This is a genomic window from Thermaurantiacus tibetensis (genome assembly GCF_015354055.1).
Taxonomy (GTDB): Bacteria; Pseudomonadota; Alphaproteobacteria; order Sphingomonadales; family Sphingomonadaceae; genus Thermaurantiacus; species Thermaurantiacus tibetensis.
Genome location: NZ_JACHTM010000001.1, coordinates 121,522 through 144,724 on the forward strand (window position 1 = coordinate 121,522; position 23,203 = coordinate 144,724).

Annotated in this window: 26 protein-coding genes; 19 read left to right on the forward strand and 7 right to left on the reverse strand. The window is 69.5% G+C overall.

The features are described 5' to 3' along the window. Positions 1–15 precede the first annotated feature (15 nt). Together H3H34_RS00610 and H3H34_RS00615 are read right to left on the reverse strand one after the other, a co-directional pair. Complete coding sequence (locus H3H34_RS00610) at positions 16–1,245, reverse strand: NADP-dependent isocitrate dehydrogenase (protein ID WP_194743338.1); 1,230 nt, start codon at positions 1,243–1,245, stop codon at positions 16–18. 30 nt (positions 1,246–1,275) lie between these two features. Beyond that, a complete protein-coding gene (locus H3H34_RS00615; RefSeq protein ID WP_235945221.1) occupies positions 1,276–1,911 on the reverse strand; it encodes an LOG family protein in 636 nt (211 codons plus the stop codon). A 114-nt stretch (positions 1,912–2,025) separates the two neighbouring features. Here H3H34_RS00615 and petA point away from each other — a divergent pair, with 114 nt between their 5' ends. The 5 genes from petA to H3H34_RS00640 all read left to right on the forward strand — a co-directional run bounded on the left by petA (position 2,026) and on the right by H3H34_RS00640 (position 6,147). Beyond that, positions 2,026–2,577, forward strand: coding sequence for a ubiquinol-cytochrome c reductase iron-sulfur subunit (gene petA / locus H3H34_RS00620; RefSeq protein ID WP_194743339.1), 552 nt, complete (start codon positions 2,026–2,028; stop codon positions 2,575–2,577). A gap of 4 nt (positions 2,578–2,581) precedes the next feature. Continuing rightward, positions 2,582–3,895 carry a cytochrome b gene (locus H3H34_RS00625; protein WP_194743340.1) on the forward strand — a complete coding sequence of 438 codons (1,314 nt, stop codon included), beginning with the start codon at positions 2,582–2,584 and terminating at the stop codon, positions 3,893–3,895. A gap of 9 nt (positions 3,896–3,904) precedes the next feature. After that, positions 3,905–4,705 carry a cytochrome c1 gene (locus H3H34_RS00630; protein ID WP_194743341.1) on the forward strand — a complete coding sequence of 267 codons (801 nt, stop codon included), beginning with the start codon at positions 3,905–3,907 and terminating at the stop codon, positions 4,703–4,705. Positions 4,706–4,780: 75 nt separating this feature from the next. Then, the gene (gene mtnP, locus H3H34_RS00635; protein WP_328830847.1) at positions 4,781–5,641 is read left to right on the forward strand and encodes an S-methyl-5'-thioadenosine phosphorylase; all 861 of its coding nucleotides are present in this window, start codon (positions 4,781–4,783) and stop codon (positions 5,639–5,641) included. Continuing rightward, the gene (locus tag H3H34_RS00640; RefSeq protein WP_328830852.1) at positions 5,638–6,147 is read left to right on the forward strand and encodes an adenine phosphoribosyltransferase; all 510 of its coding nucleotides are present in this window, start codon (positions 5,638–5,640) and stop codon (positions 6,145–6,147) included. Before mtnP ends, H3H34_RS00640 begins: the two co-directional genes overlap by 4 nt. 103 nt (positions 6,148–6,250) lie before the next feature. Here H3H34_RS00640 and H3H34_RS00645 read toward each other — a convergent pair whose 3' ends face one another. Both H3H34_RS00645 and H3H34_RS00650 read right to left on the reverse strand, forming a co-directional pair. Then, positions 6,251–6,730: a MaoC/PaaZ C-terminal domain-containing protein gene (locus H3H34_RS00645; protein WP_194743343.1), complete on the reverse strand. Its 480-nt coding sequence runs from the start codon at positions 6,728–6,730 to the stop codon at positions 6,251–6,253. Between the two features lie 75 nt (positions 6,731–6,805). Beyond that, positions 6,806–7,276, reverse strand: a complete 471-nt coding sequence (locus H3H34_RS00650; RefSeq protein WP_194743344.1) for a MaoC/PaaZ C-terminal domain-containing protein — start codon at positions 7,274–7,276, stop codon at positions 6,806–6,808. A 65-nt stretch (positions 7,277–7,341) separates the two neighbouring features. Here H3H34_RS00650 and folP point away from each other — a divergent pair, with 65 nt between their 5' ends. The 9 genes from folP (at position 7,342) to H3H34_RS00695 (ending at position 17,179) form a co-directional block, all read left to right on the forward strand. Further along, positions 7,342–8,124 carry a dihydropteroate synthase gene (gene folP / locus H3H34_RS00655; RefSeq protein WP_194743345.1) on the forward strand — a complete coding sequence of 261 codons (783 nt, stop codon included), beginning with the start codon at positions 7,342–7,344 and terminating at the stop codon, positions 8,122–8,124. Between the two features lie 41 nt (positions 8,125–8,165). After that, the gene (locus H3H34_RS00660) at positions 8,166–8,681 is read left to right on the forward strand and encodes a hypothetical protein (protein WP_194743346.1); all 516 of its coding nucleotides are present in this window, start codon (positions 8,166–8,168) and stop codon (positions 8,679–8,681) included. Positions 8,682–8,818: 137 nt separating this feature from the next. Continuing rightward, the gene (locus H3H34_RS00665) at positions 8,819–10,186 is read left to right on the forward strand and encodes an ABC1 kinase family protein (RefSeq protein ID WP_207790708.1); all 1,368 of its coding nucleotides are present in this window, start codon (positions 8,819–8,821) and stop codon (positions 10,184–10,186) included. Between the two features lie 57 nt (positions 10,187–10,243). Continuing rightward, positions 10,244–10,369: an aa3-type cytochrome c oxidase subunit IV gene (locus H3H34_RS00670; protein WP_194743348.1), complete on the forward strand. Its 126-nt coding sequence runs from the start codon at positions 10,244–10,246 to the stop codon at positions 10,367–10,369. 7 nt (positions 10,370–10,376) lie between these two features. Further along, positions 10,377–11,498: a Re/Si-specific NAD(P)(+) transhydrogenase subunit alpha gene (locus tag H3H34_RS00675; RefSeq protein WP_194743349.1), complete on the forward strand. Its 1,122-nt coding sequence runs from the start codon at positions 10,377–10,379 to the stop codon at positions 11,496–11,498. Between the two features lie 12 nt (positions 11,499–11,510). Then, the gene (locus H3H34_RS00680; protein WP_194743350.1) at positions 11,511–11,792 is read left to right on the forward strand and encodes a proton-translocating transhydrogenase family protein; all 282 of its coding nucleotides are present in this window, start codon (positions 11,511–11,513) and stop codon (positions 11,790–11,792) included. Positions 11,793–11,821: 29 nt separating this feature from the next. Further along, entirely contained in the window at positions 11,822–13,225 is a 1,404-nt protein-coding gene (locus H3H34_RS00685) for an NAD(P)(+) transhydrogenase (Re/Si-specific) subunit beta (RefSeq protein ID WP_194743351.1), read from the forward strand. A 289-nt stretch (positions 13,226–13,514) separates the two neighbouring features. Further along, positions 13,515–15,593 carry a twin-arginine translocation signal domain-containing protein gene (locus H3H34_RS00690; RefSeq protein WP_194743352.1) on the forward strand — a complete coding sequence of 693 codons (2,079 nt, stop codon included), beginning with the start codon at positions 13,515–13,517 and terminating at the stop codon, positions 15,591–15,593. An 83-nt stretch (positions 15,594–15,676) separates the two neighbouring features. Then, positions 15,677–17,179: a flavin-containing monooxygenase gene (locus H3H34_RS00695; RefSeq protein ID WP_235945222.1), complete on the forward strand. Its 1,503-nt coding sequence runs from the start codon at positions 15,677–15,679 to the stop codon at positions 17,177–17,179. Between the two features lie 132 nt (positions 17,180–17,311). On the opposite strand, the gene H3H34_RS00700 is transcribed toward H3H34_RS00695, so the two are convergent. After that, positions 17,312–17,572, reverse strand: a complete 261-nt coding sequence (locus tag H3H34_RS00700) for a hypothetical protein (protein WP_194743353.1) — start codon at positions 17,570–17,572, stop codon at positions 17,312–17,314. 88 nt (positions 17,573–17,660) lie between these two features. Here H3H34_RS00700 and H3H34_RS00705 point away from each other — a divergent pair, with 88 nt between their 5' ends. From H3H34_RS00705 to H3H34_RS00715, 3 genes are all read left to right on the forward strand, one after another. Beyond that, positions 17,661–18,926 carry a sulfotransferase family protein gene (locus tag H3H34_RS00705; RefSeq protein ID WP_194743354.1) on the forward strand — a complete coding sequence of 422 codons (1,266 nt, stop codon included), beginning with the start codon at positions 17,661–17,663 and terminating at the stop codon, positions 18,924–18,926. Positions 18,927–18,936: 10 nt separating this feature from the next. Beyond that, positions 18,937–20,193: a serine hydrolase domain-containing protein gene (locus H3H34_RS00710; RefSeq protein WP_194743355.1), complete on the forward strand. Its 1,257-nt coding sequence runs from the start codon at positions 18,937–18,939 to the stop codon at positions 20,191–20,193. 113 nt (positions 20,194–20,306) lie between these two features. Continuing rightward, positions 20,307–21,077: a THxN family PEP-CTERM protein gene (locus H3H34_RS00715; protein ID WP_194743356.1), complete on the forward strand. Its 771-nt coding sequence runs from the start codon at positions 20,307–20,309 to the stop codon at positions 21,075–21,077. On the opposite strand, the gene H3H34_RS00720 is transcribed toward H3H34_RS00715, so the two are convergent. Continuing rightward, positions 21,067–21,624, reverse strand: coding sequence for a RidA family protein (locus H3H34_RS00720; protein ID WP_194743357.1), 558 nt, complete (start codon positions 21,622–21,624; stop codon positions 21,067–21,069). The two genes, H3H34_RS00715 and H3H34_RS00720, sit on opposite strands and share 11 nt — an antisense overlap. 138 nt (positions 21,625–21,762) lie before the next feature. Between H3H34_RS00720 and H3H34_RS00725 the strand changes: the two genes are divergently transcribed. Both H3H34_RS00725 and H3H34_RS00730 read left to right on the forward strand, forming a co-directional pair. Continuing rightward, positions 21,763–21,963 carry a hypothetical protein gene (locus H3H34_RS00725; protein WP_194743358.1) on the forward strand — a complete coding sequence of 67 codons (201 nt, stop codon included), beginning with the start codon at positions 21,763–21,765 and terminating at the stop codon, positions 21,961–21,963. 239 nt (positions 21,964–22,202) lie between these two features. Beyond that, entirely contained in the window at positions 22,203–22,613 is a 411-nt protein-coding gene (locus H3H34_RS00730) for a pentapeptide repeat-containing protein (RefSeq protein WP_194743359.1), read from the forward strand. Between the two features lie 100 nt (positions 22,614–22,713). Here H3H34_RS00730 and H3H34_RS00735 read toward each other — a convergent pair whose 3' ends face one another. Beyond that, on the reverse strand, positions 22,714–23,196 hold the full coding sequence (locus H3H34_RS00735; protein ID WP_194743360.1) for a YpsA SLOG family protein: 483 nt from the start codon (positions 23,194–23,196) through the stop codon (positions 22,714–22,716). Positions 23,197–23,203 lie beyond the last annotated feature (7 nt).

Genomic DNA, 23,203 nt, shown 5'->3' on the forward strand with positions numbered 1-23,203 from the left:
TGCAGGGCCCGGCAGTCAGGCCGTGGGTTCGGCCGCCATCGCCGCCTCGAGGTTGGCGACGATCGCGTCGAAGAAGGCCTCGGTCGTCATCCACGGCTGGTCGGGCCCGATGAGAAGCGCGAGATCCTTCGTCATCTGCCCGCCTTCCACCGTCTCGATGCACACCCGCTCGAGCGTTTCGGCGAAGCGGACCACCTCGGGCGTGTCGTCGAGCTTGCCGCGGTGCATGAGGCCGCGGGTCCAGGCGAAGATCGAGGCGATGGGGTTGGTCGAGGTGGCCTTGCCCTGCTGGTGCTGGCGGTAGTGGCGGGTCACCGTGCCGTGCGCGGCCTCGGCCTCGACCGTCTTTCCGTCGGGCGTCATCAGGACGCTCGTCATCAGGCCGAGTGAGCCGAAGCCCTGCGCAACCATGTCGGATTGCACGTCGCCGTCGTAGTTCTTGCAGGCCCAGACGAACTGGCCTGACCACTTGAGCGCCGAGGCGACGAGATCGTCGATGAGCCGGTGCTCGTAGGTGATGCCGGCCCTGGTGAAGGCAGCCTTGAACTCGGTGTCGAACACTTCCTGGAACAGGTCCTTGAAGCGGCCGTCATAGGCTTTCAGGATGGTGTTCTTGGTCGAGAGATAGACCGGCCACTGCCGCGCCAGGCCGTAGTTCATGCAGGCGCGGGCGAAGTCGCGGATGGAATCGTCGAGGTTGTACATGCCCATGGCGACGCCCGCCGAGGGGAAGTGGAAGACCTCGTGCTCGATCGGCTCCCCGCCGCCTTCCGGCTCCCAGCGGATGGTGAGCCGGCCGGCCCCAGGCACGCGGAAGTCGGTTGCCTTGTACTGGTCCCCGAAGGCGTGGCGGCCAACGACGATCGGGCTCGTCCAGCCCGGCACCAGGCGGGGGACGTTGCGGATGACGATGGGCTCGCGGAACACCACGCCGCCCAGGATGTTGCGGATCGTCCCGTTGGGAGACTTCCACATCTTCTTGAGGCCGAACTCGGCGACGCGGGCCTCGTCGGGCGTGATGGTGGCGCACTTCACGCCCACGCCATGCCTTGCGATCGCGTGCGCGGCCTCCACCGTCACCCTGTCCTCGGTGCGGTCGCGCTCCTCGATCCCGAGGTCGAAGTAGATGAGGTCGATGTCGAGGTAGGGCTTGATGAGGCGTTCGCGGATCCACGCCCAGATGATCCGGGTCATCTCGTCGCCGTCCAGCTCGACGACCGGACCCTTCACCCTGATCTTCGCCATGTCGCTCCTCTGCCCGCTGACCTTCGGTCCCTAAACGGGGGGCAGCAGGGCTTCAAGCGCCGCGACCGACGGCAAATGGCAGACATGCGCGCGGACGGCGGGGCCGGCAAAGCCGCAGGCCTCGAGGTGGGCGAGAAGGGCAAGGAACGGCTCCCAGAAGCCGCCATCGCCGAGAAGCAGGATCGGCCGGTCGTGGAGCCGGAGGCTGCGCCAGGAGAGGAGCTCGACCAGCTCGTCGAGGGTGCCCATGCCGCCGGGAAGCGCCAGCACTGCATCGGCGTTCTCGAACATGCGCGCCTTGCGCGTGTGGAGGCTGTCTACCACTTCGAGGCGGTCGAGGCCGTCGAGCGCCACCTCGAGATCGCGGAGGAAGGCCGGGATCACGCCTTCCACGCGCCCGCCAGCCGCGCGGGCGGCACGCGCGGCTTCGCCCATGAGCCCGAGCGCGCCGCCGCCGTAGACGAGGGTGACGCCGTGCCGGGCGAGGAGTGCGCCGACCGCGCGTGCGGTTGCCGCGTGCCGCGGGTCCGCACCTGCCCGCGAGCCGCAGAACAGGAGCAGACGGCGGATCGGTCCGGGCGCGGAAGCTGCCGGCGGCGCCTCGAAGGGGTGCGGCGCGGCCGCGCCGGCTGCCGACCGCCTCGGCTCGTCCTTCATCCCGTGCATGGCTGCCCCATGACATTGGCGAGCTTGGAAGGCGAGGGGCTGCGCCCATTTGCCCGTTGAAACGGTGCCGTCCCGATGGCTAAGGGGCGGCGCTTTCCACGCGAGGAGGTGGGCATGGCCACCACGCCCGACGAGATCGAAGGCGGCGACGTCCGCCGCCGGGACTTCATTTACATCGCGACCGGGGCCTTTGCGGCCGTCGGGGCCGGCGTCGTCGCAGTGCCATTCATCAACCAGATGAATCCCTCGGCCGACGTGCGCGCCATGGCCACGACAGAAGTCGACATCTCCGCGGTCGAGCCCGGGATGGCGATCAAGACCATCTGGCAGTCGAAGCCGGTGTTCGTGAAGCGCCTCACCGCCGCCGAGATCGCCGAGGCGAACAGCGTCGATGTCAAGACGCTCCGCGACCCAGAGACGCTTGCCGAGCGCACCAAGCCTGGCAAGCTCGAGTGGCTGGTGACGCTCGGGGTGTGCACCCACCTCGGCTGCGTGCCGCTCGGGGCCGGCCAGGGAGAGAGCAAGGGGGACTACAACGGCTACTTCTGCCCCTGCCACGGCTCGCACTACGACACCGCCGGCCGCATCCGCAAAGGACCGGCACCGCTCAACCTCGAAGTGCCACCTTACGAATTCACGTCCGACACCGTCATCGAGATCGGGTGAGACCATGAGCTTTCCCTGGGCCGAACAGTATGAACCCAAGTCTCCGCTGATGAAGTGGATCGACAGCCGGCTGCCCCTACCCCGGCTCGTGTTCAACGCGGTCGGCGCGGGCTACCCGGTCCCGCGCAACATCAACATCTGGTACAATTTCGGCGTGCTGGCCGGCGTGGCGCTGATGATCCAGATCATCACCGGCATCGTGCTCGCCATGCACTATTCCGCGCACGTGTCGACCGCGTTCAACTCGATCGAGCACATCATGCGCGACGTGAACTCGGGCTGGCTCATCCGCTACCTCCACATGAACGGGGCCAGCTTTTTCTTCATCGTGGTCTACATTCACATCTTCCGCGGGCTCTACTACGGCTCCTACAAGGCGCCGCGCGAGGTCGTCTGGATGCTGGGGGTCGTCATCCTCCTTCTCATGATGGCGACCGCGTTCATGGGCTACGTGCTTCCCTGGGGCCAGATGAGCTTCTGGGGCGCGCAGGTCATCACCTCCCTCTTCTCGGCCATCCCGCTCGTCGGCGAGCCGATTCGCCAGTGGCTCGTGGGCGGCTTCGCGCCGGACAACGCGACGATCACCCGCTTCTTCTCGCTCCACTACATTCTGCCATTCGTCATCCTCGGCGTCGTGATCCTCAAGATCTGGGCGCTGCACATTCCGGGCTCGACCAACCCGACCGGCGTGGACGTGAAGGGGCCTCAGGACACGCTTCCCTTCCACCCCTATTTCACCGCGAAGGACTTCGTGAGCCTGTGCATCTATCTCCTCGCCTTCGCGACCGTCACCTTCTTCCTGCCCAACGCCCTTGGGCACCCCGACAACTACATCCCCGCGAACCCGCTCTCCACGCCGGCGCACATCGTGCCCGAGTGGTACCTCCTGCCTTTCTACGCGATCCTCCGCGCCTTCACCGTCGACCTCCTCTTCATCGAGGCGAAGCTCTGGGGCGTGATCGCCATGTTCTCGTCGATCCTGCTGCTGCTCTTCCTCCCCTGGCTCGACACGAGCAAGGTGCGGTCGAACGCCTACCGGCCGCTCTACCGGACCTTCTTCTGGATCCTCGTCGTCGACGTGCTTGTCCTCGGCTATGTCGGCGCGATGCCGGCGGAAGAGCCCTATGTCCGGATCGGCCAGATCGCGACGATGTATTACTTCGCGCACTTCCTCATCATCCTGCCCATCGTCTCGGCCATCGAGAAGCCGCTGCCACTGCCGAACAGCATTGCGGAGGCGGTGCTTGCGAAGGCGCAGAAGCTCGCGCCGCAGGCGACGCCTGCGCCGGGCAGCGCCGTGGCCCAGCCGGCGGAATAGGGGGCTCTCATGGTTCGTCTGATTGGCATGGCGATCGGTGCCATCTTCGTGTTCGTGCTGGCCTGGGCAGCGCTTGTCCCGCGCGAGGCGGCCGCGCCCGACCCGGTGAAGCTCCTCCACAAAGAGCCGCGCGAGGTGAGTTTTGCCCACTCCGGGCCTTTCGGCACCTTCGATCGCGCACAGCTGCAGCGCGGCTTCGCCGTGTACAAGCAGGTGTGCTCCGCCTGCCACGGGCTCTACCACATCCATTTCCGGAACCTTGAGGACATCGGCTTCTCCGAGGCGGAAGTGAAGGCGATCGCGGCCGAATACGAGGTCCCGGCAATCGACCCGAACACGGGAGAGGCGATCACCCGTCCCGCCATTCCCTCCGACAAGTGGCCGCGGCCGTTCCCCAACGAGACCGCCGCGCGGGCCGCGAACAACAATGCCTATCCGCCCGACCTCTCGCTCATCATCAAGGCGCGGAAGAACGGCGAGGCCTATGTGTACTCGCTGCTCACCGGCTACGGGGAGGAGCCGCCTGCGGGCTTCGAGGTTCCCGACGGGCTCAACTACAACCCCTATTTCCACTCGGTGAACATCGCCATGGCGCAGCCGCTCATGGTCGACCAGATCGAGTATGCCGATGGCACGAAGGCGACCGTCGACCAGATGGCGAAGGATGTGACCGCGTTCCTCCGCTGGGCCGCCGAGCCCGAGCTCGAACGCCGCCGCCAGGCGGGTATCGCGACGCTCATCTTCCTCGCCATCCTGACGGTGCTGGCGTGGCTGAGCTACCGCCGGGTCTGGGCGGGCGTGCAGCACTGAGCGCGGGCGGGGCTGCCGGCGAGGAGCGGGGAGCAGGCGCACCGTGATCCTGGGTCGGCGAGCCATCGGGGCCAGGTGAAGCTCGGTATTGTCGGCGGCTCCGGCCTCTACGCCATGCCCGGCCTCGAGGGCCGCTGGCGGGAGGTGGAGACTCCCTGGGGGCTGCCGTCGGACGCGGTCCTCGATGGCGAGCTCGAAGGTCTTCCTGTGGCCTTCCTCCCCCGCCACGGTCGGGGGCATCGCCTGGCCCCGTCCGAGCTGCCGTTCCGGGCCAACGTCGCGGCCTTGAAGATGCTCGGCTGCACGGCCGTGCTTGCCGTCGGCGCGGTCGGCTCCTTCCGCGAGGAACTGCCTCCGGGCCACTTCGTCCTGCCTGACCAGTTCGTCGACGAGACCCGCGGCCGCCCGTCGAGCTTCTTTGGCGACGGGATCGTGGCGCACGTGAGCCTCGCCGAGCCGGTCGCGCACGATCTCCTCGACCGGGTCGAGGCCGCGGCGCGGGCCGCCGGGGTTCCCGCCACGCGGGGCGGCACCTACGGCTGCATCGAGGGGCCCCGCTTCGCCACCCGCGCCGAGAGCCTTGCCCGCCGCGCCGCCGGCTGGGACGTGGTGGGCATGACCGCGCTGCCCGAGGCGCATCTGGCGCGCGAGGCCGAACTCGCCTACGCCCTCGTCGCCATGGTCACCGATTTCGACGCCTGGGCCGAAAGCCACGTCACGACGTCGGCCGTCGTCGAGGTCATGGCCGCGAACCGGGCGAAGGCGCAGGAGCTGGTCCGGGCGACGGCGGCCGCGCTGGCAGCGAACCCGCTCCCCGTCCCCTCGGCGCAAGGGTGGGAACGCGCGCTCGACGGCGCCATCATCACGGCGCGGGCATGCTGGCCCGAGGCCACGCGCCAGCGGCTTCTGCCGATCGCCGGGCGGGTGCTGGCGTGACTGCGCTCATCGAAAGCCGGATCCGCGCCATCCCGGATTTCCCGAAGCCCGGCATCCTGTTCCGCGACCTGACCCCGCTCCTTGCCGACGGCCAGGCGTTCGCGGCGACCGTGGACGCGCTCGCCCGAATCGCCGGGGACTTCCACCTCATTGCCGGGATCGAGGCGCGGGGTTTCGTGTTCGGCGCCGCGCTTGCCCAAAAGCTGGGAAAGGGGCTCATCCTCCTCCGGAAGCCCGGCAAGCTGCCGGGCGAGACGATCGGTTTCGACTATGGCCTCGAATATGGGCGGGACCGGCTCGAAGTGCACCGGCATGACCTGCCGAAAGGCGCGCGGGTGCTTCTCGTCGATGATGTGCTCGCAACCGGCGGCACGGCGGAGGCTGCCATCCGCCTGCTGGTCGCGGCCGGCGCGACGGTGACGCGGGCCATCTTCGTGATCGAGCTTGCCGATCTTGGCGGTGCGGCCCGGCTCGGCGTGCCGCACGACGCGCTCGTCCGCTACTGAGCCGCGTTCCCTCTCGCTCCTGCTCTGCCGCGTCGCCGTCCCGCGGTGCCCCTCTCGCGTCGCGCCCTCGTCCCGCCGCGCTCGGCTCCCGCTCCGCTGCGGATCAGTCGTCGATCATCCGGTGGAGGACGGTGGTGCGCTCGGGCGCTGAGACGAGCAGGGCGAGGACAGCGGTAAGCACCAGCTTCCCATCCCCGTTGCGCGCGCGGAGTTTCTGGCGGACGAGGCCGATCCCGGGCCAGCTGGCGAGCCGCCGCATGCTCACCACCTCGGCCTCGACCATGAGATGGTCGCCGGGATAGACCGGGCGCACCCAGCGCAGCCGTTCGACGCCCGGCATGGCGAGGACGGCGGCCGGGTTCGCCCGCAGGTCGTCGACGATGAGGCGATTGACGATGGCCGAGACGAGCCAGCCTGAGACGGCCATGCGCGCGAAGATGGGGTGGTCGCGCGCGCCCTCCTCGGAGAGGAGATAGGGCTGCGGGTCGTAGCGACGGGCGAAATCCTGGGCCTCGAGGTGGCCGACCGTCGAGGGGCCCATCCGCACCATGTCGCCGACCGCGAAGTCGTCGAAGCTGCGCACGCTGCCCTCCTGCCTCCTCGCCTTCTCCTGCCTCTTCCCCTCCTCGTGCCTTCCCCCTCCTCCGACCTCCTCCCCTCAGGCCGGCGAGACCTCGCGCTTCACCACCGAGATTCGCGGCGCCGCCACGACCGGCCAGGTGACCCGTGCGGAGAGAACCACGAGGCCGTTCTGGTTGCGCACCTCGAGCGCCTGGGTGACGCTGCCGCCGTTGGTGCCCAGCTTCTTGTCCACCACCTCGGCCTCGAGGAACAGCCGGTCCATGGGATAGACGGGGCTCGGGAAGCGCACCTCGTCCCACATGGGCGGGCCGCCGAGGGCCGCCTGGGCCGAGAGCATGTCCGCATGGAGCGGCTGGAGCGACAGGGCAAGCACGTACATCGGGCTTGCGATCCGGCCGAACTTCATGGTCGACTGCGGGCCCGCCGCGCCAGGCACCAGCGCGAGCGGATCGTGCTTCTGGGCGAAGGTCTTGGCATCCGCGCCGTTGACGAGAATGGGCCCGAGCTTGAGCCGGTCGCCGATCATGAAGTGGTGGTAGAGCTTCATGGGTGCGTTAACGGCGGGGCGGGCGCGGATTTGACGGGGTCGGCGGCGGCTGGCAGCGAACGGCCATGCTGCCGAAGATCATGGGGATCCTGAACGTGACCCCGGACAGCTTCTCCGACGGCGGCCGCCACGCCACCGCCGCAGAAGCCGTGGAGGCAGGGCTCCGCATGGCCGAGGCGGGGGCTGCCATCGTCGATGTCGGCGGGGAGTCGACGCGCCCTGGTGCCGCTCCCGTCCCGCTCGGCGAGGAGCTTCGCCGCGTCATGCCCGTGGTCGAGGGCCTCGTCTGCCGCGGCGTTCCCGTCTCGATCGACACGCGGAAGGCCCGGGTGATGGCAGAGGCGCTGGCCGCCGGCGCCACCATGGTCAACGACGTCTCGGCGCTCACCCACGATCCGGACAGCCTCGCGGTCGCCGCCGCCTCGTCCGCCACGATCGTCCTCATGCACATGCAGGGCACGCCCGAGACGATGCAGCAGGCGCCAGACTATGCGGATGTCGTCGCCGAGGTCCGTGCCTTCCTCGACGGCCGCGTCGCCGCCTGCGTCGCCGCCGGCATTCCGGAGGATCGGCTGGTGCGCGACCCCGGCATCGGCTTCGGCAAGACGCTCGAGCACAACCTCGCGCTTCTGCGCAACCTCCCTGCGCTTGGGTCGCCCCTCCTGCTGGGCGCCAGCCGCAAGGCGCTCATCGGCCGGCTGACGGGGGCCGACGTCCATTCCCGCCTGCCCGGGAGCCTGGCGCTTGCCCTCCACGCGGCCCGCATGGGCTGCGCCTACGTGCGCGTCCACGATGTCGCAGAGACCGTCCAGGCGCTCCGGGTCTGGGCGGCTTGCAATCCCGGCTGATCGTCGCCACGCTGCCCCGCCAGCCCCGGAAGGACCCTCCCATGTCGATCTGCCGCAAGCAGGAGAAGGCCGCGCTTTCCTTCGAGGAGTGGAGCTTCATTGCGACCACCCACCACCCCGAGCTCGGCCAGCTGTCCGACGGAGACCTTTCCGCTGCCCGAACCCGCCTGCGCGAGATGCACGCGAAGGAACGCGACTTCACGGCCCACAAGGGCCGCGTCGCCCGCGGCACTGCCGAGCCGCGGGGCGGGAGCTTCCCCGGCACGGTCGAACGCCCCCGCTTCCGGAAGCAGATCTTCGCCCAGGCGCTCAGGCGCGTGAACCGCGAGGTCGAGCGCCGCGCCGCCGACGCCGCCTGGGCTGCCTCGCTCGAAGCGCAGAAGGCGGTTCTCGCCGGCCGGCGCAGCGCCGCCGCCCGCCGCCCCGCCAACCTCCCCACCGCCCGCCTGGGCAAGCCCGCCCGCGCCGGCGCTCCGCCCCGCGGCCATGTGAGCGGCCGGCGCGTCGGCTCGACCAGCGCCCAGGGCAAGCGGGCCCAGGCGAGGCGCGACCGCTGAAGGTGCGCGCCATCCGTGCCCCGGCCCCTTCCGGCACTGCCGAGCGCCGCGACACCCTCTGGCTCACCCGCCTGCCCTGACGCCCGCCCAATCGGTCGCACTCGCGTTCCGCCGCACCCGGCCCTATGTCGCAGGGCATGACGGAAGCGACCCTGACCGGCCGGCTCGCCCGCTTTGCGCGCGTCGGCGCCAACCTCGGCGGCTTTGCCGCCGGCGCAGCCGTCGCCCGCGCCGGCGGCCGCGACTTTGCCGATGCCAGGAATGCCCGCGAGCTCCGCCGTGTGCTCGGCGAGCTCAAGGGCCCGGTGATGAAGATCGCCCAGGTCCTCGGCAACATCCCGGACGCGGTTCCGCCTGAATACGCGACGGAACTTGCCAAGCTCCAGGCCGATGCGCCGCCCATGGGCCCCGGCTTCGTTCGCCGCCGCATGGCCGGCGAGCTCGGCCCCGACTGGCAGCGCCACTTCGCCGACTTCCCGCTCGAGGCCGCTGCCGCTGCCTCGCTCGGCCAGGTCCACAAGGCCCGGCTCACGTCCGGCGAGACGGTGGCAGTCAAGCTCCAGTACCCCGACATGGGCAGCGCGGTCGAAGCCGATCTCGGTCAGCTCGACCTCCTGCTCGCACTGTTCCGCCGGATCGACAGCTCGATCGACACCGCCGAGATCCGCGACGAGCTCGCCGCGCGCCTGCGCGAGGAGCTCGACTATGCGCGAGAGGCGAAGCACATCCGCCTCTACCGCGGGATGCTCGAGGGCGTTGCCGAGGTGCGTGTCCCGGCCGTGTTCGAGCCGCTTTCCACCCCCCGCCTGCTCGTCATGGAATGGCTCGAGGGCCGGAAGCTTCTCGGCTTCCGCGACGCGCCCGAGGCGGTGAGGAACCGCCTTGCCGAAGCCCTCTTCAAGGCCTGGTACAAGCCCTTCTACCAGGTGGGCGTCATCCACGGCGACCCGCACTTGGGCAACTACACGGTGGCCGACGCGAGCGCGGAGCGTGCCGTCATCAACCTCCTCGACTTCGGCTGCGTCCGCATCTTTCCGCCCAGCTTCCTCGAGGGCGTGAACGAGCTCTACCGCGCGATCGAGACGAACGACGAGGACCGCGCCTTCCACGCCTTCGGCCTCTGGGGCTTCCGCGGGCTCACGAAGGAGCTGATGCGCATCCTCCTCGTCTGGGCGAAGTTCCTCTACGGGCCCCTCCTCGACGACCGGGTCCGCCTGATCGACGAGAATGCGAAGCCCGGCGAATATGGCCGGGCGACGGCGCAGAAGGTCCATGCCGAGCTTCGGAAGACCGGCACGGTCAGGATCCCGGCCGAGTTCGTCTTCATGGACCGCGCCGCCATCGGCCTTGGCGGCGTCTTCATCCAGCTCGGCGCGCGGCTCAACTGGGCGCGGATGTTCCAGGGGCTCATCGAAGGCTTCACGGTGGAGGCACTCGAGGCCCGCCAGCAGGCGGCGCTTGCCGCGGCGGGTTTCGCCCTCCCTCCCAAGAGTGGCATTGCCTGACCGGCCCCGGCTGGTGCAAGGGGCCGGCCGGACCAATTCTTGCAACCGGATCGACCGATGGCGGAACTCGACAAGCTCCCAAAACAGGCGCTTGCCACATGGGAACGTTTCCTTGGCTTGACCAAGTGGGCAACCATCCTCATCGCCATCGTGCTCATCGGCATGGCCATCTTTCTCACCTAGGGGGCGCATGAAGATCGCTGTTCTGAAGGAGACGGCCGCCGGCGAGCGGCGCGTGGCCGCCACGCCCGAGACGGTGAAGAAGCTGGCAGCACTCGGCGCCGAGGTGGCGGTGGAAGCCGGCGCCGGCGTCGGCGCGGACATTCCCGATGCCGAGTTCGAGGCGGCGGGCGCGAAGGTGGCGCTCCGCTCCGAAGTGCTGGCGGGTGCCGGTCTCGTGCTGGCGATCCAGGGCCCCGAACCCGAAGGCCTGCCGAAAGGTGCGCTTCTCGCTGCCAGCCTCAACCCCTACCAGGCCAAGGACCGCCTCCAGGCCTATGCCGCGGCCGGAGTCGATGCCTTCGCGCTCGAGTTCGTGCCGCGCATCACCCGGGCACAGAGCATGGACATGCTCTCCTCCCAGGCCAACCTCGCCGGCTACAAGGCCGTCATCGACGCGGCGGAAGCCTATGGCCGGGCCTTCCCGATGATGATGACGGCGGCCGGCACGGTGCCGGCCGCGCGCGTCTTCGTGATGGGGGTGGGTGTGGCCGGCCTGCAGGCGATCGCCACCGCCAAGCGCCTGGGCGCCATCGTCTCGGCAACCGACGTGCGCCTCGCCACCAAGGAGCAGATCCTTTCGCTCGGCGGCAAGCCGATCTTCGTCGAGGACGAGGAGACGAAGGCGGCCGAGACGGCCGGCGGCTATGCGAAGGAAATGAGCGACGCCTACAAGGCCAAGCAGGCCGCCCTCATCAGCGAGACCATCGCCAAGCAGGACGTCGTCATCACGACCGCGCTCATCCCCGGGCGGCCGGCGCCGCGCCTCGTCACCGCAGAGCAGATCGCGACCATGCGGCCCGGCTCGGTCATCGTCGACATGTCGGTGGTGCAGGGGGGCAATGTCGAGGGCTCGAAGGCCGACGAGCGGGTGGTCACCCCGAACGGCGTCACCATCCTCGGCTTTTCCAACTATCCGAGCCGCATGGCCTCGACGGCCAGCTCGCTCTTCGCGCGCAACCTCCTGAACTTCGTCCAGACCTTCTGGGACAGGGAGACGAAGACGCTGAAACTTCCCGAGGACGACGAGATCGTGAAGGGCGCGCTCGTCGTGAAGGGCGGCGCCATCATCCACCCGGCACTCCAAGGCTGACGGAGAACGCCCATGGACTTCCTTTCCATCCTCTCGATCTTCGTGCTGGCCTGCTTCGTCGGCTACTATGTCGTCTGGTCGGTGACACCGGCGCTTCACACGCCGCTCATGTCGGTTACCAACGCCATCTCGTCCGTCATCGTGGTCGGCGCGCTCATCGCTGCCGCCTCGGCCGGCTCGGCGGTCGCGAAGTGGCTCGGCCTTGCCGCCGTGGTGCTGGCCAGCGTCAACATCTTCGGCGGCTTTGCCGTCACCGAGCGGATGCTCGCCATGTACAAGAAGAAGACCAAGTGACCCTCCTGCTCGCCGCGAGGCTCTGACCCATGCACGAAGCCGCCATCCCCGCCTGGGCGCTGTTCGCCTATCTCGTCGCGGGCGTCTTCTTCATTCTGGCACTCCGCGGCCTCTCCAGCCCCGAGACCAGCCGCGCCGGCAACCGCTTCGGCATGGTCGGCATGGCGATTGCCGTCACCGCGACGCTGCTTACCCACGAGGTCGCCTCGCTGCCCGAGATCGTCGGCGCGGTCGCGATCGGCGGCGCCATCGGCTGGCTGGTCGCCCGGCGCATCGCCATGACGGCGATGCCCCAGCTTGTCGCCGCCTTCCACTCGCTCGTCGGCCTTGCCGCCGTTCTCGTCGCGGCGGCCGCCTTCCTGAACCCGTCCGCCTTCGGCCTCCTGAACGACGCCGGCCAGATCTTCCCGGTCTCCCGCCTCGAGATGGGCCTCGGTGCCGCCATCGGCGCCATCACCTTCTCCGGCTCCGTCATCGCCTTCCTCAAGCTCAACGGCAACATGTCGGGCGCGCCCATCCTTCTGCCGGCGCGCCACGTCATCAACCTCGGCACGCTCGCCGTCATCCTCGGCCTCGTCGGCTTCTTCATGACCGACCAGTCGCCCTGGATCTTCTGGACCATCACCCTCCTTGCCTTCGTCGTGGGCTTCCTCCTCATCATCCCGATCGGCGGGGCCGACATGCCGGTCGTCGTCTCCATGTTGAACAGCTATTCGGGCTGGGCTGCCGCAGCGATGGGCTTCACGCTCCAGAACACGGCGATGATCATCACCGGCGCGCTCGTCGGCTCCTCGGGGGCAATTCTCAGCTACATCATGTGCAAGGCGATGAACCGGAAGTTCCTCTCGGTCATCGCCGGCGGCTTCGGCGGGGATACAGTGGTGGCGGGCGCCGCCAAGACCGACCGGCCGTGGAAGCGCGGCTCGGCCGACGATGCCGCCTTCATCATGAAGAACGCCCAGAAGGTCATCATCGTCCCCGGCTACGGCATGGCCGTCTCGCAGGCCCAGCATGCGCTGCGCGAGATGGCCGACCTGCTCAAGAAGGAAGGGGTGGAGGTGAAATACGCCATCCACCCCGTGGCGGGCCGCATGCCCGGCCACATGAACGTCCTTCTGGCCGAAGCGAACGTGCCTTACGACGAGGTGTTCGAGCTCGAGGACATCAACGGCGAGTTCGCCCAGGCCGATGTCGCCTTCGTGATCGGCGCCAACGACGTGACCAACCCGGCCGCGCGCGAGCCCGGCTCGCCCATCTACGGCATGCCCATCCTCGACGTGGACAAGGCCAAGACCGTTCTGTTCGTCAAGCGCTCGATGGGCGGCGCCGGCTATGCAGGCATCGACAACGACGTGTTCTACCGCGAGAACACGATGATGCTGCTCGGCGACGCCAAGAAGATGACTGACGAGATCGTGAAAGCTCTGGCCTGAGACGGCGGGCGCAAGGCGCGACGTCTCTGCCCGGTTTGCCGCAGGCTCGGCCCCAGACCCCGTAGCGCTCCCAAGTCGGCCGGAGCCGGGTCCGAACGGTGACCCCCCGGCCCCGTTGCGCGGGCGCGCGGTGCGTTGTCGCACCGGGCGTCATGGCCGACATGGCCGGACGACTTGGAAATTGTCACCGACCTGAAATGACTCTGTCACCCTCGTTTCGCCTTCCGGCCAGAGGCGCGCGCCGCTGAGCGCCGGCGCGCGTCGCCAGCTGGCAGGAAGAAGACATGCCGTGGAAGACCTGAGCTTCGGTCCGCAATCCCCCGATACGGATGACGCTGCCAACAGGGCGCGCCGTGATTTCCTGAAGTTTGGTGCACTTGCTGCCGGCAGCGGCCTTCCCGGTGCCTGCCGGAACGAGCCGGCGGCAAGGCCAGGGGCGCTGCCGGAACCGGCGCCCGCGCCGCGCCCGCTTCCGGCCGCGACCTTTGCGCAGAGCCGGGAAATCCTCTCCGAGCCGATGCTGCAGAACCCGGGCCCCGACAGTGTTCGCGTGGTCTGGTTCTCGATGGTGGAGAACGGCAACCACCAGGTGTTCGTCGGCGAGCGCAACGAGCGGGCCTTCCCGGTCACCACCACGCCGATGACCCGCCTGCTCGAGGACCGCGACAGCCAGGTCTTCCAGCAGATCACCTCGGAGCTTGCCGAGCCGCAGCGGCGGCGGGTGTTCCGGCACGAGGCCCGCGTCACTGGGCTCACCCCGGGCCAGCGCGTGCCCTATGTCGCGGTCAGCGAGTTCGGCGGCCGGGCGTTCCGCTCCACCTTCAATGCGACCCTCCAGCCCCTGCCGCGCACCGGCCAGGCGCTCAAGATCCTGCTCACCTCCGACCAGCAGAACAACCGCATGACCGCGGCCAATTACCAGAAGGTCGAGGAGACGGTGGGGGCGGTCGATGCGGTCCTCTTCCCGGGCGATTTCGTGAGCCAGCCCAATCGTGCGTCGGAATGGTTCGACCGGGTGTCGATTGCCAACCCCTCCTTCTTCCAGTCGCTCCAGGGCACGATGCAGCGCTGGAACCCAGGCTCCCCCTTCCGTGGCGGCACCATCCTCCAGAATGCCGCGCTCTACGGCTGCCTCGGCAACCATGAGTATCCGGGGCGCTGGCGGCTCGACCGAGAGACCAACGACCCGGCCAACACGCTGCCGGTCACCATCAACAACATGGACAATGACCCGCAGCCGCGCTGGTACGCCGAGCTGCGCTACGAGCGGCTGAAGGCCACCATCAACCCCTCCGGAGACCCGGCCTTCCGCGAGCGCTGGATCACCGACAACAGCTTCGAGTTCATCACCTATCAGGAGATGTGGTCGCTGCCCGAGGGCCCCGAGGGCAAGGCCTACTGGGCCCAGCGCTACGGCGACGTCTTCCTCATCTCGCTCGATGCCAACCGCATCTGGCGGACATGGAACGCCAACCAGCGCGGCAAGTTCACCGAGAACTTCAACAACACGACCCAGCGCGTGTTCGACAATCCCTCCGACTGGGGCTTCGGCGACTTCACCTTCCGCCCCTTCGGCCGCGGTTCGCGCCAGTTCGAGTGGCTGCAGGGCGTGCTCGCCTCCGAGGCGTGCCGCACCGCCCGCTACCGCATCGTCCTCACCCACCAGACGCCCTTCGGCCTTGGCGACAATGCCGTGCCGGTCCAGGCGATGCAGCGAGTCACCGTCGAGCTCGTCGGCGGCGGCCTCATCGGCCCCGTCCCGGCCTCGGAATGGCCGCAGCGCTGGCCCGAGGTGGAGGAGCGGCTGCGCGCCGGCGAGCTGCGCTACGTGCGCTATGAATATCCGCTCGCCGACGACATCTGGCGCAACGACATCGAGCCGCTGCTGCTCGCCGCCAACGTCCATCTCGTCCACTGCGGCCACTCGCACCTGTGGAACCGCAGCCGGGTGGGCAACCTCCACTATCTCGAGACGGCGAACGTCGGGAACAGCTTCGGCGCGATGTTCTTCGAGACAGCCCAGCCGGGGGTGAGCCCGTCGCAGGGGCCGCGGCCGACCCAGCCGGGCAATGCCGCCTGGCGCAGCGCGACGGTCGCTGCCAGCCCGCCGCGCACCACGCTGACCTGGAACCCGGCCGATGACCCGGTCACCGGGGACCCCCACGGCCGGCCGATGGCCCAGCCCAGCATCTTCAATCCCATGCGGGAGGCCGGACCCGCTTCCCAGGCCGTGCCGTTCATCGCCTCCAACCTGCTGACCGCCTTCACCATCTTCGAGAGCGCGACCGGCCTCGTGTCGAGCCATGTCTACGACACGCGCAACCTTGCCGCGCCCGTCAGGAAGTTCGACGAGTTCCGGATCGGCTGAGGCCAGCCTGCGCCGTTCGGCAGTTGACCCGCTGCCCGCTTCGTCCCATGTCAGGGTGGAGCGGGCAGTGAGGGAGGCTTGCCATGAACGTGATGACGGTCGAGGGCGCGGCCCGCGAGGCGCTGGAGGCCACCGAGCATTTCGACGTGCTCATCGTCGGCGCCGGCATCTCCGGCATTGGCGCCGCCAAGCATCTCCAGGACCAGTGCCCGGGCAAGTCCTATGTCATCCTCGAGGCGTTCGAGAGCTTCGGGGGCACCTGGTGGTCCCACCGCTATCCCGGAATCCGCTCCGACAGCGATCTCTACACCTTCGGCTACCGCTTCAAGCCCTGGGTCGGCCCGCCGATCGCCACCCGCGACGAGATCCTGAAATATCTGGGCGAGGTGATTTCCGAGAATGACCTTGCGCCCCACATCCGCTACCGCCACCGCATCACCCACGCCAGCTGGGACAGTGCGGCGAACCGCTGGACGCTGCGGGGCGAGGGGCCTCAAGGCCCGTTCGCCATCTCGGCCACGTTCCTTTGGATGTGCCAGGGCTACTACCGGCACCTCAAGGGCTATGTGCCCGACTGGGAGGGGCTCGAGACCTACCGCGGCACCTTCCTCCACTCGATGGACTGGCCCGAGGGCGGGCTCGACTATGCGGGCAAGCGCGTGGCCGTCATCGGCTCGGGTGCCACCACCGCCACCATCGTCCCCAACATGCCCGAGGCCGCGCACATCACCGTCATCCAGCGCTCGCCCACCTATTTCTACCCGGCGCCCAACCGGCAGGATGCCGCCGACACCATGCGCGCGCTGGGCGTTCCCGAGATGACGGTGCACGAGGTGACCCGGCGCAAGATCCTTCACGACCAGCACGAAATCACCGAGCGCTGCCAGGAGGAGCCGGAGCAGGTGAAGGCCGAGCTGCTCGCCGCTGCCCGCCTGTTCCTCGGGCCCGACTATCCCATCGACCCGCACTTCACGCCGCGCTACCGGCCCTGGCAGCAGCGCCTTGCCTACATCCCCGACGGCGACATGTTCCTCGGCATCGCCTCGGGCAAGGCGAGCATGGTGACGGGCGAGATCGCCCGCTTCGAGGAGACGGGCATCCGCATGAAGGACGGCACGCTGGTCGAGGCGGACATCGTGATTGCCGCGACCGGCTTCAATCTCTGCATCCTTGGCGACATCGCCTTCGAGATCGACGGCAAGCCGCTCGATTTCGGAAGCACCGTGACCTATCGCGGCATGATGTTCACCGGTGTGCCGAACATGGTGTGGATCTTCGGCTACTTCCGCTATTCCTGGACGCTCAGGGTCGATCTCGTCGCTGACTTCGTCTGCCGGCTCCTCAATCACATGGACGCGAAGGGCGCGAAGCGGGTGGAGGTGGCGCTCCGGCCGGAGGATCACAACATGCCGATCCTCCCCTTCATCGACGAGGAGAACTTCAATCCCAACTACCTGAAGCGGGACCTCCACCGTCTGCCCAAGCGCGGCAACAAGCCGGAGTGGCAGCACAACCAGGACTATCCGCGCGAGCTCCGGGAGCTTCCCGCGATCGATCTCGACGACGCGGCCTTCCGCTACGCCTGAAGGCGCACGGCGTCAGGCGCCGCCTGACGCCGAGACGCCGGCGGCCGGCCGGCCCCACCCCGCGACGCAGGCGTCGCGGGAACCCCCCGGCCGGCGGAGCAGGCCCGCCGGGTGGCTCCGCCGTGCGCCCTTTCAGTTCCTGCCGATGCAGCCGGCGGTCGCCAGCGCGAGCGTCCCCACGATCGCCGGGTCGCCCACCGTCCGAAGCGCCCTGAGCGCCTGCTCGAGCGTCACCTCACCCGGCGGGCGCCGCATCATCGACGCGGCATCGGCCATGGCACGCAGCTGCTCGACCGTCAGGTCATCGGCCATCGGCTTGGCCATGCAGTTGGCGATCGGCCTCGGCACGCCGGCGTCGGTCAGCACTGCGCGGATGCGTGCCTCCTTCGACACAGCGCAGCCGCAAAGAAGAAGCGACCCGCCAAGCAGCCCGATGCGCCATGCAAATGCCACGAACACGGCTGTATCAGCGGCGGGGTCCATGTCCAGCCTGCCGCCTGCCACCCGCTTCCGCCCCTTTCCGCTGAACGGCCTGATGCGCGGGCTCGAGCGCCTGTGGGAGCGCGGCCTCCAGCCGCCCGCGGACCTTTCGTGGGAACGGATCGTCACCCGTGCCATGCGCGAGACCGGCTTGGCCGATCTCGGCGACACGCGCTTCCTCGACTCGCAGCTCGCGGTTCTCCTTCCCGCGCTTCGGGAGGAGGCCCGATTGAACACGCTGGGCCGGGTCATCGCCCACGGCTCGCTGCTCAAGATCGTCAAGGAACGGCTGTGGGCCGAGGAGCTCTTCCGCCGCCACCCTGAGATCGACGCCGAGGAGATCGCTCCTCCACTCGTCATCGTCGGCCCGATGCGCTCTGGCACCACCCGCCTCCAGCGCCTGATCGCCGCTGACCCCGCCTTCTCCGCCTTCCGACTTTACGAATCGACCTGCCCGGTGCCCTGGCCGAACAGCTTCACGCGCCGCGAGGATCCGCGAATCTCGCGCACGCGCTTCGGCTTGCGCGTCATCACCTGGATCAACCCGGCGACTGCCGAGGTCCACCCGACCGGTCCGCTCGAGGTGGACGAGGAGCTCGGCCTCCTTGAGCACTCCCTCCACGGCGCCCTCATCGAGGCGCAGCGGCGGATCCCCTCCTTCGCCCGCCACTGCGAGACGGCGGACATGGCCCCAGCCTATGCCCGCATGAAGCGCCTCATGAAGCTGCGCCAGTGGTTCACCGGCGACCGCCGGCCCCTGGTCCTCAAGACGCCGCAGTACATGGCCGATCTCGACCTGCTCCTGGCCGAGTTTCCGGACGCCCGGTTCGTCTTCACCCACCGCGACCCGGTCTCGGTCGTGGCCTCCTCGGCCAGCCTCGCCTGGAACCAGATGGTGGTCCAGTCCGACGAGGTCGACCCGCACTGGGTCGGCCGCGAATGGCTGTGGAAGACCCGCCACCGCATGGACCGCACGGCAGCCATCCGCCCCCGGATCGCGCCCGACCGGCAGATCGACGTCGGCTTCGAGGAAGTGAATGCCGGCTGGCCGCAGGCGGTGCAGCGCATCTATGCGCACTTCGGCCTCGAGCTCAGCCCGCAGGCCCGCGCCGCCATGCGGGCCTATGTCGCCCGCGCGGCACGCGAGCACCCCTTCGCACACCACCGCTACACGCTCGAGGACTTCGGCCTGACGCGGGGCGAGGTCCTGGAGGTGCTCGCCGACCATGTGGCGGACTCCGCGCTCGCGGAGGCCCGCGCGGCCTAGGCCCGCGCCCGTGCGTCGCATCGTCTGCGGGTTGGTCTGCCTTGCGTTGGCGGTCGGGGCGTCGGCCGGCCGCGCTTCGGATGCGGCGCTGCCGCGGCTCGCCGGCGTGCCGGTCGCAGGCTTCGCGCTCGCCACCGTTACTGCCAATGGCCGGCTGGTCGCCCGCGCCGAGGGCGGAGCCGAGCTTGCACCCGACGGCACCATCCTGCGCCCGCTCTTGCCCGAAACCCCGATGCGCGTCGCCTCCGTCTCCAAGGTCGTCGTCGCGCTCGCCATCCTGCGGCTCGCCGATCGCGGCCAGATCGACCTCGATGCCGATGCCAGCCGCGCGCTCGGCCGCCCGCTTCGCAACCCCGCCCACCCGCAGGTGCCCGTCACCATCCGCATGCTGCTGCGCCACGAGAGCAGCCTCTCCGATGCGGGCGGCTATGCGGCAACGCTCGGCACCCGCCTCGAGGACCTGCTGGGGCCGAAGGCGTGGAGCGCGGCGGCGCCGGGCACCGCCTTCGACTATGCCAACCTCAACTCGGTCATGCTCGCGACCATCGTCGAGATGCAGACCGGGCTGCGCTTCGACCAGGCGGCGCAGGCGCTCGTCCTCGGCCCGCTCGGCGTCCAGGGCTGCTTCAACTGGTCGGCCTGCCCCGAAGGCTTCGCCGCGTCCGGCGCAGTGCTCTACCGCAAGTCCGCCGACTTCGGCGCCACCTGGCAGCCCGATGGCCCCTGGGTTCCGCAGGTGGATTCCGAGCGCCCTGCCGGCGGCTGCCCGGTACGCCTGGCGCCCGGTGCCCCGTGCGCGCTCGACACCTACCGTCCCGGCACCAACGGCGGCCTGTTCGCGCCGCAGGGGGGCCTGCGCATCTCCGTCACCGAACTCGCCCGACTCGGCCAGGCGCTGCTCGCCAACCGCGGCGGCTTCCTGAAGGCCGAAACCCACGCCGCCCTGTTCCGCGCGCGGGCCGTGGCCCGAAGCGGTACCGGCGACGAGACCGACCCGAAGCTGATGCGCTTCTGGTCGGAAGGCGGGCTCCACTGCTTCTCCGGCACCGGCGAGGCAGGGGCAGACCAGCCGCTCAGCCCCCGCCCGATGGCCGGCTGCGGCCACCTCGGCGAAGCCTATGGCCTCTTCTCCGCCCTCGTGATCGACCCAGCCTCTGGCACGGTCCACGCCTGGGCCTTGACCGGCAGCGCGGAGAAGCCCCCGCCGGGCCAGCGCTCGCGCTTCAACGCCCTCGAGGAGGCCCTCGCTGCGCTGGCGTTCGAGTAACCGAGATCAGCGGCGGTTAACAACGAAATTACCTTCATATCTGCTGCCACTTGATCCACTCCGGTTCCCAGGGGGCTGCGAACGGCGCGGCCCGCAAGGGAAGGACCACCACAATGCGTCTTGCAACCGCGCTTGCCGCGGCCGCGCTCGGCTTTGCCGCGCTTCCGGCCATGGCCTCGACCACCATCGACTTCACCAACATCCGGGCCACCTGGTTCGACACCGTCGGCGGTGCCGCCGTCAACTTCACCGGAAATGGCACCGGAACCGCCGAAGTCCGCTGGGGGACGGGCGGATCCCAGTCGGGCTATCGCTTCGAGGCGATCGGCATCCCGACGCTTGTCGTCGATCCCCTGACCGACACCAGCGCCGTCACCAGCATCGGCCGGTTCACGCACCTCAACTTCCCGATCAGCGCCGGCACGGCCATCTCGGCGGTCAAGCTCAGGTTCACCACCGACGTGCTCGTCAACGGCCTGCCCTTCGGCACGGTCGATTTCATCTACGCCTTCGACCATTTCGAGACTCCGAACGGCGCCAACCCCTGCGCCGACGGCAATCCCAACGGCACGCCGCCCAACCAGAACGGCTGCGCCGATCGCGTCGCGGTCAACTTCAACCAGGCCTCGGGCTTCTTCACCATCGGCACGGTGGACTATGCGCTCGATGTCCGCGGCTTCCTCATCGGCGGCAGCCCGGCCAGCCAGTTCTGGACCGTCGAGAACGCCTCCAACGAGGCCTTCATCCGCGGCCAGGTGGTCCTGCGCGACAATGCCGGCGTCATCCCCGAGCCGGGCACCTGGGCGATGCTGATTGCCGGATTCGGCATGATCGGCGCCGCTGCCCGCCGCCGCACCGCGGCTCCTGCCCGCGTCAGCGCCTGATCTGGCTGTCCCGCCCCCTGGCCTCCGGGCCGGGGGGCGGCTTCAGCTGCACCACCGCCTCCACCTCGACGGCGATGTTCCCCGGCAGGCTCGGCGCGCCGACTGCCGATCGCGCGCCCTTGCCGGCCTCGCCGAAGGCCGTCACGAACAGCTCCGAGAATCCGTTCATCACCTGCGGATGCTGGGTGAAATCCTGGCTCGCATTCACGAAGCCGAGGATCCTGACCACCCGTTCCACCCGGTCGAGCCCGCCGACGGCATCCCTGATGGTGGCAAGCATGCAGAGTGCCACCCGCTCGGCCGAGGCCCGGCCCTCCTCGACCGTCAAGTCCCGTCCCAGCTTGCCGCGCGCCTGCCGCTTCGCGTCGCACTCGCCATGGCCGGAGAGGAACAGCAGGTCGCCTGCCTGCACCCGGGTCGCATAAACCGCCACGGGGCGCACTGGCGCGGGCAGCACGTGCCCGGCCGCCGCCAGCCGCTCCTCCGGCGTATTCGCTGCCGCCGGTGCGGCCAGCACGAGTGCCGCCGCCGCCATCATGTGCCGCATCCCCGCCTCCTGCTAGCGGTTCGCCCAGCGCCGCGCCTAGCCTCGTGGGAAACGGAAGGGGAGGCCTCTTGAACGGGTTCGGGCTTGCATCGGCGCTCGCGAGCGTCGCCCCGCCCGCGGCGCGCCCGTCGCGCCGACATGCGGACCGCGCTCGACGATGACGAGACCCGTGGCGCCGTGCCCGGCGCGCGACGGAATGTCGACACGATCCTCATCGACCCGAAGGCCGAGCTGGTCATCCCCCGCTTCGCCTCGCAACCCCTGGCGGGCAACCGCAACCTTCACCCCACCTCGCTCCCCGCCTCGGACGCGATCGCGTCGCACCTGTCTGCCCGCTGAGGCGGCCGCGCGGCAGCTCCTCGGGCCCGGAGTCATGCTCCGGCTCTCCCGCCCCGCCTTGCGCTCGGGCTCGTCAGATCTCCCGAGTGCCACGGCGCGCGATTGAACATTCGTAACATATCATATGCAGATAAGCGATTGACTCGCGGAGGCGGGTCGGGTCAGGCGGCGCGTGCTTCGGGCGGCCTCGAGCCCCCTCGGTCAGCGCCGGACGGCAGCAGCAACAGGAGACGAGAAACATGCGCAGCATCAGGAGCCTGGCGGGTTTGGCAGCGGTCATCGCGGCGACGGCTGCGTCGGCGCAGGCCGTGAACATCGGTCGCGGTCTCGGCGTGAACGTGGCCCGCGGCACGGCCGTGAACGAGGCCAGGAGCCACGTGAATGCCGACCTTTCCGGCCACAGCTTCGCCAGCCTCGATCTTGCGGGCCACGAGTTCGTGAACGTCGACCTCTCGAAGGCCGACTTCCGCCGGGCCCGGCTGGGTGGCGCGTCGTTCGTGAATGCCAATCTCTCGGGAGCCGACTTCCGCGGCGCGAACCTCAAGGGCGCGAGCTTCGTCAACGTGGACTGGGACGGGGCCGACTTCTCCGGTGCGGTCTGGCTGAACGGCCGGACCTGCGCGCCGGGCTCGATCGGCCGCTGCCGCTGAGGGGCGGAGGGCTTTCCGGGAAGGGGCCGCGGCGCAGCCTCGCCGTGCCTGCCGCTGCTGCCGTGCCGCGCGTCCTCGCCGCGTGGCGCGTGGAGGAGGCTCAGGCCCCCGGGGCCTTGCGGCGCCTCGCGGCCTCGAGAAGGGCGAGGGCCTCGGCGAAGATGCCGGGCGCCTCGCTCTCGCGCGGCCCGGCGACGTTGAGGGAGCCGCCGGCCGCAAGCGCGTCCGCGACCTCCGCTTCGGCCCCCGGGGAGCCGAGGCGGACGGCGATCACCGGCCGGCCCAGCGCCTGCGCGTGGGCGACGGCGAGCGCGGTGCCCGGAGAGCTAGCGCCGTCGCGGCCGAGCACGAGCAGCCGCTCGGCGAGCGCCACGTTCCGCCGGGTCCGCTCGGCGGGGTCGGCGGTCTCGGTCTCGTGCAGCTCGGGAAAGTGGCGGCGGATGCCCGGCGGGTCGGGGAGGTCCTCGGCCCAGCCCCCGCGCGGGCACCAGCCGGCAAGGGCGATGCCGTGCCTCCTTGCGAAGACGAGCGCGGCACGGTCCACCCCCGTCTGCCCGCCCGAGACCATGACGAGCGCCGGCATGGCCGTG

Bases quoted from the DNA above. Each gene is read 5' to 3' on its own strand.
- H3H34_RS00610 (WP_194743338.1), bottom strand. From the start codon at position 1,245: ATGGCGAAGATCAGGGTGAAGGGTCCGGTCGTCGAGCTGGACGGCGAC.
- H3H34_RS00615 (WP_235945221.1), bottom strand. From the start codon at position 1,911: ATGCACGGGATGAAGGACGAGCCGAGGCGGTCGGCAGCCGGCGCGGCC.
- petA (WP_194743339.1), top strand. From the start codon at position 2,026: ATGGCCACCACGCCCGACGAGATCGAAGGCGGCGACGTCCGCCGCCGG.
- H3H34_RS00625 (WP_194743340.1), top strand. From the start codon at position 2,582: ATGAGCTTTCCCTGGGCCGAACAGTATGAACCCAAGTCTCCGCTGATG.
- H3H34_RS00630 (WP_194743341.1), top strand. From the start codon at position 3,905: ATGGTTCGTCTGATTGGCATGGCGATCGGTGCCATCTTCGTGTTCGTG.
- H3H34_RS00650 (WP_194743344.1), bottom strand. From the start codon at position 7,276: ATGAAGCTCTACCACCACTTCATGATCGGCGACCGGCTCAAGCTCGGG.
- folP (WP_194743345.1), top strand. From the start codon at position 7,342: ATGCTGCCGAAGATCATGGGGATCCTGAACGTGACCCCGGACAGCTTC.
- H3H34_RS00660 (WP_194743346.1), top strand. From the start codon at position 8,166: ATGTCGATCTGCCGCAAGCAGGAGAAGGCCGCGCTTTCCTTCGAGGAG.
- H3H34_RS00665 (WP_207790708.1), top strand. From the start codon at position 8,819: ATGACGGAAGCGACCCTGACCGGCCGGCTCGCCCGCTTTGCGCGCGTC.
- H3H34_RS00670 (WP_194743348.1), top strand. From the start codon at position 10,244: ATGGCGGAACTCGACAAGCTCCCAAAACAGGCGCTTGCCACATGGGAA.
- H3H34_RS00675 (WP_194743349.1), top strand. From the start codon at position 10,377: ATGAAGATCGCTGTTCTGAAGGAGACGGCCGCCGGCGAGCGGCGCGTG.
- H3H34_RS00680 (WP_194743350.1), top strand. From the start codon at position 11,511: ATGGACTTCCTTTCCATCCTCTCGATCTTCGTGCTGGCCTGCTTCGTC.
- H3H34_RS00685 (WP_194743351.1), top strand. From the start codon at position 11,822: ATGCACGAAGCCGCCATCCCCGCCTGGGCGCTGTTCGCCTATCTCGTC.
- H3H34_RS00695 (WP_235945222.1), top strand. From the start codon at position 15,677: ATGAACGTGATGACGGTCGAGGGCGCGGCCCGCGAGGCGCTGGAGGCC.
- H3H34_RS00705 (WP_194743354.1), top strand. From the start codon at position 17,661: ATGTCCAGCCTGCCGCCTGCCACCCGCTTCCGCCCCTTTCCGCTGAAC.
- H3H34_RS00715 (WP_194743356.1), top strand. From the start codon at position 20,307: ATGCGTCTTGCAACCGCGCTTGCCGCGGCCGCGCTCGGCTTTGCCGCG.
- H3H34_RS00720 (WP_194743357.1), bottom strand. From the start codon at position 21,624: ATGCGGCACATGATGGCGGCGGCGGCACTCGTGCTGGCCGCACCGGCG.
- H3H34_RS00725 (WP_194743358.1), top strand. From the start codon at position 21,763: ATGCGGACCGCGCTCGACGATGACGAGACCCGTGGCGCCGTGCCCGGC.
- H3H34_RS00730 (WP_194743359.1), top strand. From the start codon at position 22,203: ATGCGCAGCATCAGGAGCCTGGCGGGTTTGGCAGCGGTCATCGCGGCG.
- H3H34_RS00735 (WP_194743360.1), bottom strand. From the start codon at position 23,196: ATGCCGGCGCTCGTCATGGTCTCGGGCGGGCAGACGGGGGTGGACCGT.